General features: G+C 45.5%; 13 protein-coding genes and 1 rRNA gene. 13 read left to right on the plus strand and 1 reads right to left on the minus strand.

Annotated elements, in window-relative coordinates; genetic code table 11:
- Nucleotides 1-7: 7 nt before the first annotated feature.
- Nucleotides 8-2,050 (plus strand): glycoside hydrolase family 13 protein, encoded by a 2,043-nt coding sequence (locus ACQRCC_RS11280; RefSeq protein WP_427850873.1) that lies wholly within the window; start codon nt 8-10, stop codon nt 2,048-2,050.
- A gap of 51 nt (nt 2,051-2,101) precedes the next feature.
- On the opposite strand, the gene map is transcribed toward ACQRCC_RS11280, so the two are convergent.
- On the minus strand, nt 2,102-2,911 hold the full coding sequence (gene map / locus ACQRCC_RS11285; protein WP_427850887.1) for a type I methionyl aminopeptidase: 810 nt from the start codon (nt 2,909-2,911) through the stop codon (nt 2,102-2,104).
- Nucleotides 2,912-3,059: 148 nt separating this feature from the next.
- On the opposite strand from map, the gene ACQRCC_RS11290 reads away from it, so the two are divergent.
- From ACQRCC_RS11290 to ACQRCC_RS11345, 12 genes are all read left to right on the plus strand, one after another.
- Entirely contained in the window at nt 3,060-4,136 is a 1,077-nt protein-coding gene (locus ACQRCC_RS11290; protein WP_427850874.1) for a 6-phosphofructokinase, read from the plus strand.
- Nucleotides 4,137-4,154: 18 nt separating this feature from the next.
- The gene (gene dnaX / locus ACQRCC_RS11295; RefSeq protein ID WP_427850875.1) at nt 4,155-5,723 is read left to right on the plus strand and encodes a DNA polymerase III subunit gamma/tau; all 1,569 of its coding nucleotides are present in this window, start codon (nt 4,155-4,157) and stop codon (nt 5,721-5,723) included.
- Nucleotides 5,724-5,737: 14 nt separating this feature from the next.
- A complete protein-coding gene (locus ACQRCC_RS11300; protein WP_427850876.1) occupies nt 5,738-6,100 on the plus strand; it encodes a YbaB/EbfC family nucleoid-associated protein in 363 nt (120 codons plus the stop codon).
- A gap of 18 nt (nt 6,101-6,118) precedes the next feature.
- Entirely contained in the window at nt 6,119-6,715 is a 597-nt protein-coding gene (gene recR / locus ACQRCC_RS11305) for a recombination mediator RecR (protein ID WP_427850877.1), read from the plus strand.
- A 41-nt stretch (nt 6,716-6,756) separates the two neighbouring features.
- The gene (locus ACQRCC_RS11310; protein ID WP_427850888.1) at nt 6,757-7,818 is read left to right on the plus strand and encodes a LacI family DNA-binding transcriptional regulator; all 1,062 of its coding nucleotides are present in this window, start codon (nt 6,757-6,759) and stop codon (nt 7,816-7,818) included.
- A 256-nt stretch (nt 7,819-8,074) separates the two neighbouring features.
- Nucleotides 8,075-8,728, plus strand: a complete 654-nt coding sequence (fsa, locus tag ACQRCC_RS11315) for a fructose-6-phosphate aldolase (RefSeq protein WP_427850878.1) — start codon at nt 8,075-8,077, stop codon at nt 8,726-8,728.
- Nucleotides 8,729-8,740: 12 nt separating this feature from the next.
- Nucleotides 8,741-9,577 (plus strand): transketolase, encoded by an 837-nt coding sequence (locus ACQRCC_RS11320; RefSeq protein ID WP_427850879.1) that lies wholly within the window; start codon nt 8,741-8,743, stop codon nt 9,575-9,577.
- A complete protein-coding gene (locus ACQRCC_RS11325; protein WP_427850880.1) occupies nt 9,565-10,509 on the plus strand; it encodes a transketolase family protein in 945 nt (314 codons plus the stop codon). The genes ACQRCC_RS11320 and ACQRCC_RS11325 overlap by 13 nt, the downstream gene beginning before the upstream one ends.
- Nucleotides 10,510-10,709: 200 nt before the next feature.
- Complete coding sequence (locus ACQRCC_RS11330; protein WP_427850881.1) at nt 10,710-11,789, plus strand: LysM peptidoglycan-binding domain-containing protein; 1,080 nt, start codon at nt 10,710-10,712, stop codon at nt 11,787-11,789.
- 225 nt (nt 11,790-12,014) lie between these two features.
- Nucleotides 12,015-13,268, plus strand: a complete 1,254-nt coding sequence (locus ACQRCC_RS11335; RefSeq protein WP_427850882.1) for a DUF5711 family protein — start codon at nt 12,015-12,017, stop codon at nt 13,266-13,268.
- Nucleotides 13,269-13,276: 8 nt separating this feature from the next.
- Nucleotides 13,277-14,194: a CvpA family protein gene (locus tag ACQRCC_RS11340; RefSeq protein ID WP_427850883.1), complete on the plus strand. Its 918-nt coding sequence runs from the start codon at nt 13,277-13,279 to the stop codon at nt 14,192-14,194.
- 661 nt (nt 14,195-14,855) lie between these two features.
- Nucleotides 14,856-14,994: ribosomal RNA gene (locus ACQRCC_RS11345) — 16S ribosomal RNA — on the plus strand; the annotation flags it as partial.

Raw genomic sequence — 14,994 nt, forward strand, 5'->3', positions numbered from 1 at the left:
TATAGTTATGAATAAAAAGGCATTGTTTTGCGATGGTACCGGCGGATATGTATTTCCACCGGAGCCACTGCAGAATCAGAGAGTAATTCTGCAGTTCAGGACGGCATCAAAAGATGCGGACAATGTACTGCTTTTGACGAACGGTGAGGGGTATGAGTTGGAGAAGAAGAGTTCGTCCGGACCGTTCGATTATTATGCAATCAGCTGGGACCTGGGAACAGAGATGTTCCGGTACAGTTTTATGATACAGAAGGGCGACGAAATCGTATATTATAATCAGCGCGGAGCCTGTGACAAGGAGATGCCGGAGTATGCATTTGAGATCATGCCCGGATTTTCCACACCCGACTGGGCAAAGGGAGCGGTGATGTATCAGATATTTACAGACCGTTTCTACAATGGAGATCCGAATAACGACGTGGAGGATGGAGAGTACATTTATATTGGCGAGCCCAGCGTGCGGGTGAAGGACTGGAATAAATATCCGGCAAAAATGGGTATCCGTGAATTCTACGGCGGTGATTTGAAGGGCGTCATGGAGAAGATGGATTATCTTCAGGATCTGGGAGTAGAGGTCATTTACTTTAACCCGCTGTTTGTTTCGCCGTCGAATCATAAATACGATATCCAGGATTATGACTATATAGATCCCCATTTTGGAGTTATTCTCGAGGATGGGGGAGAGGTTCTTCCGGGATGGACGAAAGATAATATTCAGGCAACGAAATATCAGAAGCGTGTGACGGATAAGAGAAATCTGGAGGCAAGCAATGAGCTCTTCATCAGACTGGTGGAGGAAGCCCACCGGCGTGGAATGAAGGTAATTCTGGACGGAGTGTTCAACCACTGCGGCTCTTTTAATAAATGGATGGACCGGGAACGTATTTATGAAAATCAGGAAGGATATGAGAAAGGAGCGTATGTATCACCGGAAAGTAAATACCGGAGCTTCTTTCATTTTTTCAAGACGGGAGAGAAAAACTGGCCTTATAATCACAATTATGATGGCTGGTGGGGACATGACACGCTGCCCAAGCTGAATTATGAAGGCTCGGGAGAACTGGAAGAGTACATCCTGTCTATAGGACGCAAATGGGTATCGCCGCCCTATAATGTAGATGGCTGGCGTCTGGATGTGGCGGCAGATCTGGGTCATACCGCGGAATATAATCATGAGTTCTGGAAAAAATTCCGTGCGGTGGTGAAGGAAGCGAATCCCAATGCGCTGGTTCTGGCGGAACACTATGGAGACCCCAATGCGTGGCTGCGCGGGGATGAGTGGGATACAGTCATGAATTATGATGCATTCATGGAGCCGGTTACCTGGTTTCTGACAGGAATGGAGAAGCACAGTGATGAAGCAAAACCGGAATTGTGCGGCGACGCAGAACATTTTATGAATTCCATGGCGCACCATATGTCCCGTATGTTGACGCCGTCACTGCAGGTAGCTATGAATGAGCTGTCTAACCACGATCATTCCAGATTCCTGACAAGGACCAACCGGACGGTGGGCCGCGTGGCGGACAAAGGACCGGAGGCTGCAGAGAAAGACATTAATCCCGCAGTTATGCGGGAAGCAGTCGTGATGCAGATGACCTGGGTCGGTGCCCCTACCGTGTACTACGGAGATGAAGCCGGTGTGTGCGGATTCACAGACCCGGATAACCGGAGAACCTATCCATGGGGGAAAGAAGATCAGGAGATGATTGAGTTCCACCGGGAGATGATCCGGATCCACAGAGAATACGAGGCATTTCGGACGGGTTCTTTGAAAATGCTCTGCGGGGAGAAGAATATTCTTGCTTACGGAAGATTCCTGGATGAAGATCAGTTCGTTATTGTCCTGAATAATGGGGAAGAACTGGCAGAGGTGCACATTCCTGTGTGGCTGGCAGAGGTTCCGGTCAAAGGAGCCATGCGAAGGCTCATGTATACCTATGAGAATGGATATACAACAGAGCATGAGGAGTATCAGGTGGTAAATGGCGAGATCGTGGTAAATATGGGAAGCCATTCGGCGCTGGTATTGAAAACATTGGAGTATTAGAGATATAAAGAAAGCAGCTTAAGCGGTGTATGCCGCCCAGGCTGCTTTCCCTTATTTTGTCAGTACTTCCACACCATCCTCGGTGATCAATACCATATATTCAATCTGTGCGGACAGTCCGTCGTCAATCGTATAGACCGTCCATCCGTTATCCTCGTCAATGAAGAAATCCGGGCTTCCCTCGTTGATCATCGGCTCGATGGTAAACATCATGCCCGGGACAAGCACCATTTCACTTCCCTTTGGAGTAACGTAGCTGACGAAGGGATCCTCATGAAATTCCAGGCCGATTCCGTGTCCGCCAATCTCTTCTACGACAGAGTATCCATTTTTTCGGGCGTGGGAGTTGATGGCATAGGCGATATCTCCCAGATGTCCCCAGGGCTTTGCGGCCTTAAGTCCCAGTTCCACACATTCTTTCGTCACACGCAGAAGCTTTTCTGCCCGTTCATCCACCTGCCCGATGGCAAACATACGGGAGGCATCTGAATAATATCCATTTAAAATAGTAGAGACGTCCACATTAATAATGTCGCCCTCCATAAGAATCTCCTGCTCATCCGGAATTCCGTGGCAGATCACATTATTAATGGAAGTACAGACGCTTTTTGGAAATCCCTCGTAATTAAGAGGTGCCGGAATTCCTCCGTGGGAAACCGTGTAATCATAGACCAGGCGGTCGATATCGGCAGTGCTCATGCCGGCTTTAATATGAGCTGCAACGTGGTCGAGAACTGCGGTATTCAGATCGGCACTTTTCCGGATTGCTTCTATCTGCTCCGGAGTTTTCAGAAGGCTTTTATCCGGGACAATCTGTCCTTTCGCCTGCAGTGTCCAGAGCTTTATATCTAAGTTTTTCATCATAATCCCTGCTTTCTTTTTTTGTTTTATTTAATAGTATACCACAGTTTTCGGAATCTTCCAGCAAAATGGTTTTTCTTGTGAAAGGTCAGCGGTTGTGATACAATGTAGCAAAAGACCATTTGAGAATTTAGGAAGGAGTGAGCTTATGTTACGAATTGGAATGCTGACAAGCGGTGGCGACTGTCAGGCTTTGAATGCAGCGATGAGAGGTGTTGTAAAAGGAATCTGCTCGAAAAGAGATGATGTAGAGATATATGGTTTTCAGGAAGGTTATAAGGGATTGATCTATTCCAATTTCAAGATGCTGACCTCTAAGGATTTCTCAGGAATCCTGACAGTGGGCGGTACGATCCTGGGAACATCCAGACAGCCGTTTAAGTTGATGCGTGTTCCGGATAAGGATGGACTTGATAAGGTAGAGGCAATGAAACACACATATCATAAGCTGAACCTGAACTGTCTGGTAGTTCTGGGTGGAAATGGAACTCATAAAACAGCCAATATGCTGAGAGAAGAGGGACTGAATGTGATAACACTCCCGAAGACTATTGACAACGATCTTTGGGGAACAGACATGACCTTTGGATTCCAGAGTGCGGTGGACATTGCTACAGATACGATTGATAAGATCCATACTACTGCGACATCCCACAGCCGCGTATTTATCGTAGAGGTTATGGGACACAAGGTAGGCTGGGTAACGCTCCATGCCGGTATTGCCGGTGGCGCGGATATTATTCTGCTTCCGGAGATTCCATATGATATTGATGTGGTTGCAGAAGCAATTAACAAGCGGGCAAAAGCAGGCAAGAGATTTACTATTATCGCAGTGGCAGAGGGAGCAATTTCCAAAGAAGATGCGAAACTGAGCAAAAAAGAACTGAAGAAAAAACAGGAGAAGAAGTCCTACCCGTCAGTTGCATATGAGATTGCAGAGAAGATTCAGAAGAAGACGGATCAGGAGGTTCGTATCACTGTGCCGGGACACACCCAGCGCGGAGGTTCTCCATGTGCATATGACCGTGTAATTTCTACCCGTCTCGGTGCGGCTGCGGCTAATCTGATTCTGGATGGACAGTTTGGATACATGGTTTCGATTAAGAATAATGAAGTTACCAAGACTCCTCTCGCTGAGGTGGCAGGTAAATTAAAATATGTGGACCCGAATGCGGCTATCATCAAGGAAGCTAAGATGACCGGAATCAGCTTCGGGGACGAATAAGAACCGGGAGTGTAGAATATGGGTTACACGGCGTTATACCGAAAGTTCCGGCCCACGGAGTTCAAGGACGTCAAGGGGCAGGATGCGGTTGTAACAACATTGAAAAATCAGATAAAAACAGGACGAATCGGACATGCTTACCTGTTCTGCGGGACCCGCGGAACAGGTAAGACTACGGTAGCGAAGATTTTTGCCAAAGCGGTCAACTGTGAGCATCCGGTGGACGGTAGTCCCTGTGAAGAGTGTGAGATGTGTAAGACCATCTCGGCGGGAACATCCATGAATGTGATCGAGATTGACGCAGCGTCAAACAATGGTGTGGACAATATCCGTGAAATCCGGGAGGAGGTAGCATACCGCCCAACGGAAGGGAAATACAAGGTCTATATCATTGACGAGGTGCATATGCTTTCTATCGGAGCATTCAATGCACTTTTGAAGACATTGGAGGAGCCGCCGGAATACGTGATCTTCATTCTGGCGACCACGGAAGTGCACAAAATACCCGTTACCATTCTGAGCAGATGTCAGCGGTATGATTTTAAAAGAATTTCCATAGATACCATCTGTGAGAGATTGCAGGAGCTGATTGAAAAGGAAGGACTGGATGTGGAAGACCGGGCAGTCCGCTATATTGCCAGGATGGCAGATGGTGCCATGCGAGATGCGCTGAGTCTTCTGGACCAGTGTGTGGCATTTTATATTAATCAGAGACTGACTTATGATCATGTGCTGGAGGTGCTGGGAGCGGTAGATACGGAGGTGTTCAGCCGGCTGCTGCGCCAGCTTCTGAAGAGAGATGTGAAACAGGTGATCGAGACGGTGGATGAGCTGATCATGCAGGGACGGGAATTATCTCAGCTGGCAGCAGACTTCACATGGTATCTCAGGAACCTTTTATTGATAAAGAGCTCAGAAGATATGGAAGATGTACTGGACGTATCCACAGAGAACCTTGCCCAGTTGAAAGACGAGGCGCAGATGGTGGAGACGGACGAATTGCTCCGATATATCCGGGTCTTCTCAGAGCTTACAAACCAGTTAAAATATGCCACTCAGAAGAGAGTGCTTCTTGAAGTGGCTTTCATCAAACTGTGCAAGCCTCAGATGGAGGCACAGACGGATACACTTCTGTCAAGACTTCGCGCCCTGGAAGAGGAAGTGGAGCAGAAGCTGGCTTCCGGCGGCGGGGGACAGCAGACAGTCTATGTATCCAGACAGGAAGAAGAGGAGGAAAAGCCCAAACCGGAGCTTCCCCGGGCTCTTAGTGAGGATGTGAAGGAAGTGGCTAAGAATTTCCGGATCATCGCAGATGACGCATCCATGATGCTGCGTCAGTACCTGAAAAAGGCACGGCTCAGTGCCGGCGAAAATAACAGGCTCCTGATCGTGCTGCCCGATGAGGTGAGTGCGGGATTTGTAGCAAAGCAGGAGCATAAAGACGAGATTGTTCGTCTGATAGAAGAGAAAATCGGCAAAACTATGGACATAGATGTACGGCAGGTGGAAGAAGGCCGGCGTTTTGAAGATAGTTTTGTAGATATAGAAAAAGTGATCCATATGGATATCACTGTGGAAGATGAATAAAGGAGGACAGAACCATGGCAAAACGTGGTGGATTCCCGGGAGGCGGAATGCCGGGAAATATGGCTAATCTTATGAAACAGGCGCAGAAAATGCAGCGCCAGATGGAAGAGCAGGCAAAAGAGATGGAGACGAAGGAATTTACGGCAACCGCAGGCGGCGGAGCAGTAGAAGCAACCGTTTCCGGAGCAAAGAAAGTATTGAGTGTGAAAGTTGATCCGGATGTAATGGATCCGGATGATACAGAGATGTTAGAAGATCTCATCGTGGCAGCAGTCAACGAGGCTCTGGAAAAGGTAGATGCAGAGTCCGCATCCGCAATGTCTAAGTTTACCGGAGGCATGGGCGGCCTTGGAGGCGGAATGCCGGGATTATTCTAACAGCACAGAGGAGTCGACATGGATTACTACAGCAGTCAAATCAGCAAGTTAATTGAAGAATTATCCAGACTTCCGGGAATAGGACCAAAGTCAGCCCAGCGGCTGGCTTTTCATTTGATTCATATGCCCAGAGAACAGGTGCAGGCCCTGGCGGATACGATGGTGGAAGCCAGAGAAAATGTCCGTTACTGTTCCTGCTGCTGTACCCTGACGGATAAAGAAATATGTCCGATCTGCAGCAACAGCAGCCGGGATCACAAAACCATTATGGTAGTGGAGAACACCAGAGATCTGGCGGCATATGAGAAGACAGGAAAATATGACGGAGTCTACCATGTCCTTCATGGGGCAATATCTCCCATGCTGGGAATCGGCCCGGGGGACATTAAGCTCAAGGAGTTAATGGAGAGACTTCACGGAGACGTGGAGGAAGTGATCATCGCTACCAACTCCAGTCTGGAGGGCGAGACTACCGCCATGTACATCAGTAAATTAATCAAGCCTACGGGCATCAAGGTTAGCAGGATTGCCAGTGGTGTTCCCGTGGGAGGAGATCTGGAATATATAGATGAAGTGACACTGCTCCGTGCTCTGGAAGGGCGGACGGAGCTGTAAGGAGGAATGCACAGGTGGCTGTAAAGAAAAAAGTGACATCCATGGATATCGCCAGGGCGGCAGGAGTATCCCAGTCCACGGTCTCCATGGTGCTGAATAAGAAATATAATGTGTCCTTCTCCAGGGAAACCGTGGAAAAGGTAGAGAACGCAGCCAGAGAACTGGGCTATGTGCCGCCCAGACGCAAGGTGCATCGGGACAGTAAAAAGGAAAAGCTTCTGGTAGTATTCTGCCCGAATCTTACCAATCCCTACTATGTCATGCTCCTGCAGGGAATCGAATCCAGGGCGAAAGAACAGGGCTTTGGATTATTCGTGTGCAACACACAGCGGGATATCCGTATGGAGGAGCGTTACCTGAAAATGATGACCCAGATTAAGCCGGTAGGAATTATCTATACCTGTAATCCAAGCCGGTGTTTCATGGAACAGATCGAGAAGCTGGCGGAAGAGATTCCGGTGGCTATCATTAATAATCAGAATGAGCAGCTGAATGTAGACGCGGTAGAACTGGATAACTCCAAACTTGGAAGGATGATGGCCAGGCATCTGATCGAGCTGGGACACAAAAGAGTTGCTTATATCGCGCCGCCGCTTACCGTTCGACAGAAACAGAGATCCAAGCGTGTAGAGGGATTTCTGAAAGAATATGAAAAAATGGGTCTGAAAGATCAGGTGATCATAAAAGCGGCAAAAGAAGAACTGGATCAGGATATTGCACATATCGATTCGGAATACAAGATCGGATACGACCTGACCCGGGAACTTCTTCAGGAAAAAAAGGATGTTACGGCCATAGTAGGTCTGAATGATATGATCGCCTTCGGGATTTTGGATGCGCTCTATGAGGCAAAGAAGAAGGTGCCGGGAGATGTGTCGGTAATGGGCTGTGACAATACACTTTTTGCCCGGATGCACAAGGTCTCCCTCACTACGATAGAGCATTTCGTCATCTTCAAAGGGCGGGATGCCTGTGACATTATCATGAAGAAAATTGCTTCGCGCAGAGCGGGATATAACGACCTGGAACCCATCAGTACCTACCATGTGGAGTATGAACCGAAGCTGATCGTCAGAGGCACAACATCCTATGCAAAAAAATAAAATTAATGTATTTTCGAAAATTATTATTAATAAAAATTTATCCTTGCATATATGCGGCAAGAAACACCGCAGAAGTTGAGAGAATGCGAAAGTGAAAAACAGTAAAATACTGGGAAATCAATTAATAAAAACAAAATTATTAATTAAATAAATTATTAATAAAAAGAAAGGGCTATTGACCGTTCCATTCCTTATGAGATATAATTTCATCAGATAGAAAAACGAAAGTATCGCACATTTCAAGGAGGAAAAAGAGATGAAATTTTTTATCGACACAGCAAAGGTTGAGGACATTAAAAAAGCAAATGACATGGGAGTTATCTGCGGTGTTACAACCAATCCTTCACTGATCGCCAAGGAAGGCCGTGTGTTCGAAGAAGTTATCGCAGAGATTGCTTCTATTGTAGACGGACCAATCAGCGGAGAGGTAAAAGCTACGACTGTTGATGCAGAAGGAATGATCAGAGAAGGCCGTGAGATTGCAAAGATTCACCCGAATATGGTGGTAAAGATTCCGATGACAACGGAAGGTTTAAAAGCATGTAAACAGCTTACATCAGAAGGAATTAAGACAAACGTTACCCTGATCTTCACAGCAAATCAGGCACTTCTTGCAGCAAGAGCAGGTGCAACATACGTATCTCCATTCCTGGGACGTCTGGACGATATCTCCGTAAGAGGTGTGGACTTGATTTCTGAGATTGCACAGATTTTCGATGTTGCAGGTATTGAGACAGAGATTATCGCAGCAAGCGTACGTAATCCAATTCACGTAACAGATTGTGCACTTGCAGGAGCTGACATTGCAACTGTACCATATGATGTTATTGAGAAGATGACAAAACACCCGCTGACAGATGCGGGCATCGCAAAATTCCAGGCAGACTATAAGGCTGTATTTGGAGAATAGGAGGCATTTTTCATGAACAAATTAGAATTAATGAAGACTGCGAATGAAATTCGCAAGGGTGCTGTGACAGCAGTACACAGTGCCAAATCCGGACATCCGGGCGGATCACTGTCCGCAGCAGACATTTACACTTATCTTTTCTTTGAAGAAATGAACATCGATCCGAAGGATCCTAAGAAACCGGACAGAGACCGTTTCGTTCTTTCCAAAGGACACACAGCTCCGGGATATTACGCTACTCTGGCAAACAGAGGATTCTTCCCGGTTGAAGATCTGACTACTCTTCGTAAGGTTGGTTCCTATCTTCAGGGACATCCGGATATGAAGCACATCCCAGGTGTAGATATGTCATCCGGTTCACTGGGACAGGGAATCTCTGCAGCAGTTGGTATGGCAGCAGCAGCAAAGATCTATGGAGATGACTATCGTGTATACACACTCCTTGGAGACGGTGAGATTCAGGAAGGACAGGTTTGGGAGGCAGCTATGCTTGCAGCTCACAGAAAACTGGACAACCTTGTAGTAATCGTAGATAACAACAACCTTCAGATCGACGGTGCGATCGATGAAGTAAACTCTCCATATCCGATCGATAAGAAATTTGAGGCATTTAACTTCCATGTAATCAATATTGACGGACATGATTTCGATGCAATCGATGCAGCATTCAAAGAGGCAAGAGCTACCAAAGGTCAGCCGACTGCAATCATTGCAAAGACTGTAAAAGGAAAAGGCGTTTCCTTTATGGAGAACCAGGCATCCTGGCATGGTTCTGCTCCGAACGACGAGCAGTATGCGGTTGCTATGGCAGATTTAGAGAAAGTAGGTGAAGCATTATGTCAGATGTAAAGAAAATTGCAACAAGAGAAAGTTATGGTAATGCTTTGGTAGAATTAGGAAAGAAACACGAGGATGTAGTAGTACTGGATGCAGACCTTGCAGCAGCTACTAAGACAGGTGTGTTTAAAAAAGCGTTCCCGGAACGCCATATCGACTGTGGTATCGCAGAGTGTAACATGATCGGTGTTGCAGCAGGTATTGCATCCACAGGTAAAGTACCATTTGCAAGCTCCTTCGCTATGTTCGCAGCAGGACGTGCATTTGAGCAGGTACGTAACTCTGTAGGATATCCGAAATTAAATGTTAAGATCGGTGCTACACATGCAGGTATCTCTGTAGGTGAAGACGGTGCTACCCATCAGTGTAACGAAGATATCGCTCTTATGAGAACAATTCCGGGTATGGTGGTTATCAACCCGTCTGATGATGTGGAAGCAAAGGCAGCCGTAGAGGCAGCTTACGAGCATGTAGGACCTGTATATCTCCGTTTCGGAAGACTGGCAGTTCCGGTAATCAATGACAGACCGGACTACAAGTTCGAGCTTGGAAAAGGTGTTGTATTAAGAGAAGGAAAAGACCTGACCATCATCGCTTCCGGACTTCCGGTAGCAAACTGTCTGGAAGCAGCAGAGAAACTGGCAGCAGACGGAATCGATGCAAAGGTTGTTAACATCCACACAATTAAACCTCTGGATGAAGAGCTGGTTGTAGCATGTGCAAAAGAGACAGGCAAAGTCGTAACAGTAGAAGAGCACTCTGTAATCGGCGGTCTCGGAAGCGCAGTCTGCGATGTGCTGGCTGAGAAAGCACCTACAAAGGTAATGAAGATTGGTATCAACGATACATTTGGAGAATCCGGACCGGCTGTACAGCTGATCCAGAAATACGGACTGGATGCAGAGAGCATTTACGAGAAAGTAAAAGCATTCTGCCAGGCATAAGAATGAAATCATAAAAAATAAAAAGGCGCGACGGTTATTTTGGGACAGTCCCATTATAGCTGTCGCGCCTTTTTGCTTGCCACCGCGTCGAAGAAAAAGAAAATTCATCGAAACATTTCAGAGACAAGCCCCACCAATTGCCAAAAAATGCATATTTTATGTGCTATGATAGGCAAAAATATTGGGTGAGGTGAGAGTATATGGAAAGACAATTTCCAAAAAACGTAAGGCAGGTAGGCAATGTCAGCGACACACCAAAGATATATGTGGAAGACTATGTGGATACATATCTGAATCAGATAAAAGACAAAGCAAAAGAAAAAAGAGCCGGGGCATTTCTGGTCGGCGAATATGTGACCATCAATGAGCAGGAGTGTGTCTATATTACCGGAGCATTATGGATGAAAAATCTGAACACAGACAGCACAGAACTACAGATAGAAGATTCTCTCATAGAGGAAGGAAAAAAAGAGTGTGCAGAATTTTTTGAGGGTAAAAAAATCGTAGGGTGGTATCTGGCTGCTCCGGGCAGACCTGTCGTACTGGACAATAAAATTGTAAATATTCATGAAAAATATTTTTCAGAGAAAAATAGTGTATTCATTCTGCGAGATTCACTGGAAAACGAAGAAGCATATTTTGCCTATAAGTATCATGAACTGATGCAGATGGGCGGTCATTATGTGTTTTATGAAAAAAATCCTGCAATGCAGAACTATATGATCAGCAGTCGGCGTAAGATTGGCGTTACACCCAGCGAAATGGTTGAGGATCGAGCTGCAAAGGATTTTCGTAGTACCGTAAGGGAGCGGATGGAGCTGCAGGAGCAGAGGGCAAATTCCCGTCTGGTTTATGTGACCAGCGTGCTTCTGGTAGTAATTGTAATGGCAATTGGTATCTCAACCATGAATAACTATGATAAAATGAATTCTGTTCAAAACTCAATAGAAACACTGTCAGAAACTGTACGCGGCAATGCCGACAGTAAAAATACAGAAACAGCAGAAGCAGCTGCAGACGAACCCAAAGCAGAAGCGGCAGAAACAGAAGAAAAGGCACCGGAAGAAGAAAAAACATCCGAAGGAACCGAACTTCCAACATCCACCATACAGGAAGAACTCAGTGAGCAGGATTATTATATTGTTCAGCGGGGAGACACCCTGGACAAAATAAGCCTGAGACTTTATGGAAACACAGAAGAAACAGAAGCAATCTGTAAAATGAATGGTCTATCAGACGGAAATCTCATATTCATCGGACAAAAATTGTTATTACCCTAAAAATGTGATACAATGAGCGCATAGCGACGAACGCGTCTTCCGATAGGAAGCCATTGGCTGCTTGCAGACAATTGGATTCCGGGCGGAAGACATGTGAGTGCAACGGACACCGAGGAATCGAAGATTCCGAGGTGAGCGTTCGGAGCGTAAGAGCGCCGACGAGAGTCGCCTGCTGAAGGGCGATGAGGTGAGCGTTCGGAGCGGAAGACGAAGCGAGGTTAATACATGAAGAAAAAAGACAAAGAAAACCTGAATGTAATAGAAGATACAGAGGAAATCACAAATATCATTGTAAACAGGGCTCTCGAGGAGTTCGACGAGGATGATGGAACCATGGAGGAGATTGCGGAGCGGATACGCAAGCACAAACGCCGTTTCAGGATCAAGGTATTACTGATCATTTCAGCATTTTTATTCGTGTCAATAGGCTCCTTCCTTTTGATTTATCTGCAGACATACACGGAAGTAAGAGTAGTAGATACACGAAAAAGCGGCGATTCCGATAATAATAATTATCGACAATTTGCGGATGGTGTACTTAAGTACAGTCGCGACGGAGTGGCCCTTCTCAACCGTAAGGGAGAAGAAGTATGGAACCAGCCTTATCAGATAAAAAGCCCGATGGTTGAAATCTATAAAGAATCCGGGGCAATTGCAGATAAAGGCGGCAATGACGTAGTCGTGTTTGATAAAAAAGGCTGGCGCGGAGAGATACATACGGATTACCCCATCGAAAAAATAGCTGTGTCGGCCCGCGGAATCGTAAGCATGATCCTGAAAAATGAGAATTCTCCCAAGATTGTCTGCTATGATGCGGCGGGCAACCTTCTGGTAGAGTTAAAGACATCTTTTACCGGGACAGGTTATCCCATGGATCTCGGCATTTCAGAAGATGGAAAGCTACTTCTTGTGACATATATGTGTGTGCAGGATGGTGTGGTAACCAGCAAGATCAATTACTACAATTTTGACGGGGAAAAAGAAACCAGTAAAGATTATGAAGTATTGGAAGAAATCTACAAAGATATGATAGCACCTACGGCATTTTTCCTAAATGATTCCGTATCGGTGGTGGCAGGAAGTAATAAGCTGCTATTCTATAAAGGAAAAGAAACACCGGTGCTTGCGCAGACGGTAACGTTGAATAAGCAGATAAAAAGCGTATTCCACAGCAACCGGTATGTAGGTCTTGTCCTGAAAAATGAAGGAAAAGCAGGCTATGAGCTTTGTCTTTATAATGCGTCAGGCAAAAAATTGATGTCTCAGGATTTTACAGGGGATTATTCCAATATAAAAATAGACGGAAGTCAGGTGATTCTCTATGATGGAAAGAAATGCAGTATATTTTCCAGAACGGGAATACACAAATTTGAGGGTGAGATGAGCCATAATATATTGGAAATCTTCCCGATGGCGGGAGTAAACAAATACATTGTGATGAATGCAAATGGAATGGAAGTTGTTCGTTTGGTAAAATAGGAGGACATATGAACTGGTTGTTAATTACAGTAGGGGGCATTTTTCTGATTAGTATCATAGTGGGGATATGCAGAGGAGCTATAAAAATCACAGTATCTCTGGCTGCTACATTGCTGACCTTTGTACTTGTTTACTTTTTGACACCCTATGTGGCAGATGGTATCACTTCAATGACGCCCATTGGAGAAATGATCGAGAAACAGGTGGTAAAAGCAATGTCGGCACATGCTTCGGTAGCTGCAGATGAGCAGTTGGAATCTGCGGGAGTTAACGCCGACACCGTCCGCAGTGCCCTGGCAGCAGCAGGAATTACGGAAGAAGAGTTGAATGCCCTTGGAATAACAATTGAAGATATCACGGAGGGCAGAGTGACCGGTGACGATCTGGCTCAGTATGGAATATCCAGTAATCTGCTGAAAGGTCTGAATGCCAGTGGTAAAAAAATAGTAGAAAGCATGGATGGTGTGGAGATTCCGCGGGATGTCCAGATAGCCGCTATCCAGAATGCAGATATGCCGGATGTTTTCAAAAACTTACTTCTGGTAAATAATAACGAAGAAATATATCAGAGGCTGGGGGCGGATGGGTTCGTTTCTTACGTAGCGAAATATCTGACCAAACTGATTATAAATCTGGTTGCATTCTTATTAACACTTGTTGTTGTGACGGTCATACTTCGCGCTATCATCTTTGCACTGGACATTATATCAAATCTTCCGGTGCTGGGATTTGTGAACCGTCTTGCGGGAGGTGCATTGGGAGCTGTCGGTGCATTAATTATCGTGTGGATACTTTTCCTGATTGTCACGATGCTCTACACCACAAATATTGGAAAAGAAATATTTGCAATGATTCAGGAAGAACCTATATTGACTATAATATATGAAAATAATCCTATTCTTAAATTAGCTACAATTTTTCGATAAACTTTAAAATAAACGTTGACAAATAAAAAACACGGTGGTATTATATTAAAGCTGTCGCATGGAGGCAACAAAGTCAGGCAAGATTTGATATGCGGCGGCGCAATTTCTTGAAAATAGATGAAAAAAGTTGTTGACAAATATCGACAAACATGATAATCTATAGAAGTTGTCGCTTGGACATTGATTTGTTGCAAGAGATAAACGGAGAAAAGAAATTAAAAAAGATGTTGACAAACGATGGAAGATATGATAGTATATTAAAGCTGTCGCTTGAACGACAACACAAAGAACCTTGATAACTGAACAATAGACAACGACCCTGAAGATTTCCCAGATATAGTTCTGACAGCGTACGAAGTACGCCAGGGGCAATACGAAAGAACCTGTCAGGCTTGCCTGTAAAGGTGCTTGAGGATTGGGCTGTGATGCACTTTGTGCATTGGCAGAACGAACGGGAGCGAACAAACTTGTTTGTGAGCTTCTCATATCTGTAAAGAGAAAAATTCAGAACGAGACATTTTAAGATGTCGACCTAAAAACAGTAATAACGGGATAGGAAAGCTAGTAGTTTTCCTGACTGTGATTAAACGAAAATGAAGTTCCATCGGCGATGCCGAGGAACGATTAATTTGCTAAGCATCAAAGATACAAAGCAAATTATATCAACGAGAGTTTGATCCTGGCTCAGGATGAACGCTGGCGGCGTGCTTAACACATGCAAGTCGAACGAAGCACCTTACTTCGATTCTTCGGATGAAGAGTATTGTGACTGAGTGGCGGACGGGTGAGTAACGCGTGGG

Origin of the sequence: Sporofaciens sp. SGI.106, from assembly GCF_050314255.1 — a bacterium.
In the GTDB taxonomy this organism is placed as follows: domain Bacteria; phylum Bacillota; class Clostridia; order Lachnospirales; family Lachnospiraceae; genus Claveliimonas.

Excerpts from the sequence above, each read along its gene's own strand:
- ACQRCC_RS11280 (WP_427850873.1), top strand. The coding sequence starts at position 8 with ATGAATAAAAAGGCATTGTTTTGCGATGGTACCGGCGGATATGTATTT.
- map (WP_427850887.1), bottom strand. The coding sequence starts at position 2,911 with ATGAAAAACTTAGATATAAAGCTCTGGACACTGCAGGCGAAAGGACAG.
- ACQRCC_RS11290 (WP_427850874.1), top strand. The coding sequence starts at position 3,060 with ATGTTACGAATTGGAATGCTGACAAGCGGTGGCGACTGTCAGGCTTTG.
- dnaX (WP_427850875.1), top strand. The coding sequence starts at position 4,155 with ATGGGTTACACGGCGTTATACCGAAAGTTCCGGCCCACGGAGTTCAAG.
- ACQRCC_RS11300 (WP_427850876.1), top strand. The coding sequence starts at position 5,738 with ATGGCAAAACGTGGTGGATTCCCGGGAGGCGGAATGCCGGGAAATATG.
- recR (WP_427850877.1), top strand. The coding sequence starts at position 6,119 with ATGGATTACTACAGCAGTCAAATCAGCAAGTTAATTGAAGAATTATCC.
- ACQRCC_RS11310 (WP_427850888.1), top strand. The coding sequence starts at position 6,757 with ATGGATATCGCCAGGGCGGCAGGAGTATCCCAGTCCACGGTCTCCATG.
- fsa (WP_427850878.1), top strand. The coding sequence starts at position 8,075 with ATGAAATTTTTTATCGACACAGCAAAGGTTGAGGACATTAAAAAAGCA.
- ACQRCC_RS11320 (WP_427850879.1), top strand. The coding sequence starts at position 8,741 with ATGAACAAATTAGAATTAATGAAGACTGCGAATGAAATTCGCAAGGGT.
- ACQRCC_RS11325 (WP_427850880.1), top strand. The coding sequence starts at position 9,565 with ATGTCAGATGTAAAGAAAATTGCAACAAGAGAAAGTTATGGTAATGCT.
- ACQRCC_RS11330 (WP_427850881.1), top strand. The coding sequence starts at position 10,710 with ATGGAAAGACAATTTCCAAAAAACGTAAGGCAGGTAGGCAATGTCAGC.
- ACQRCC_RS11335 (WP_427850882.1), top strand. The coding sequence starts at position 12,015 with ATGAAGAAAAAAGACAAAGAAAACCTGAATGTAATAGAAGATACAGAG.
- ACQRCC_RS11340 (WP_427850883.1), top strand. The coding sequence starts at position 13,277 with ATGAACTGGTTGTTAATTACAGTAGGGGGCATTTTTCTGATTAGTATC.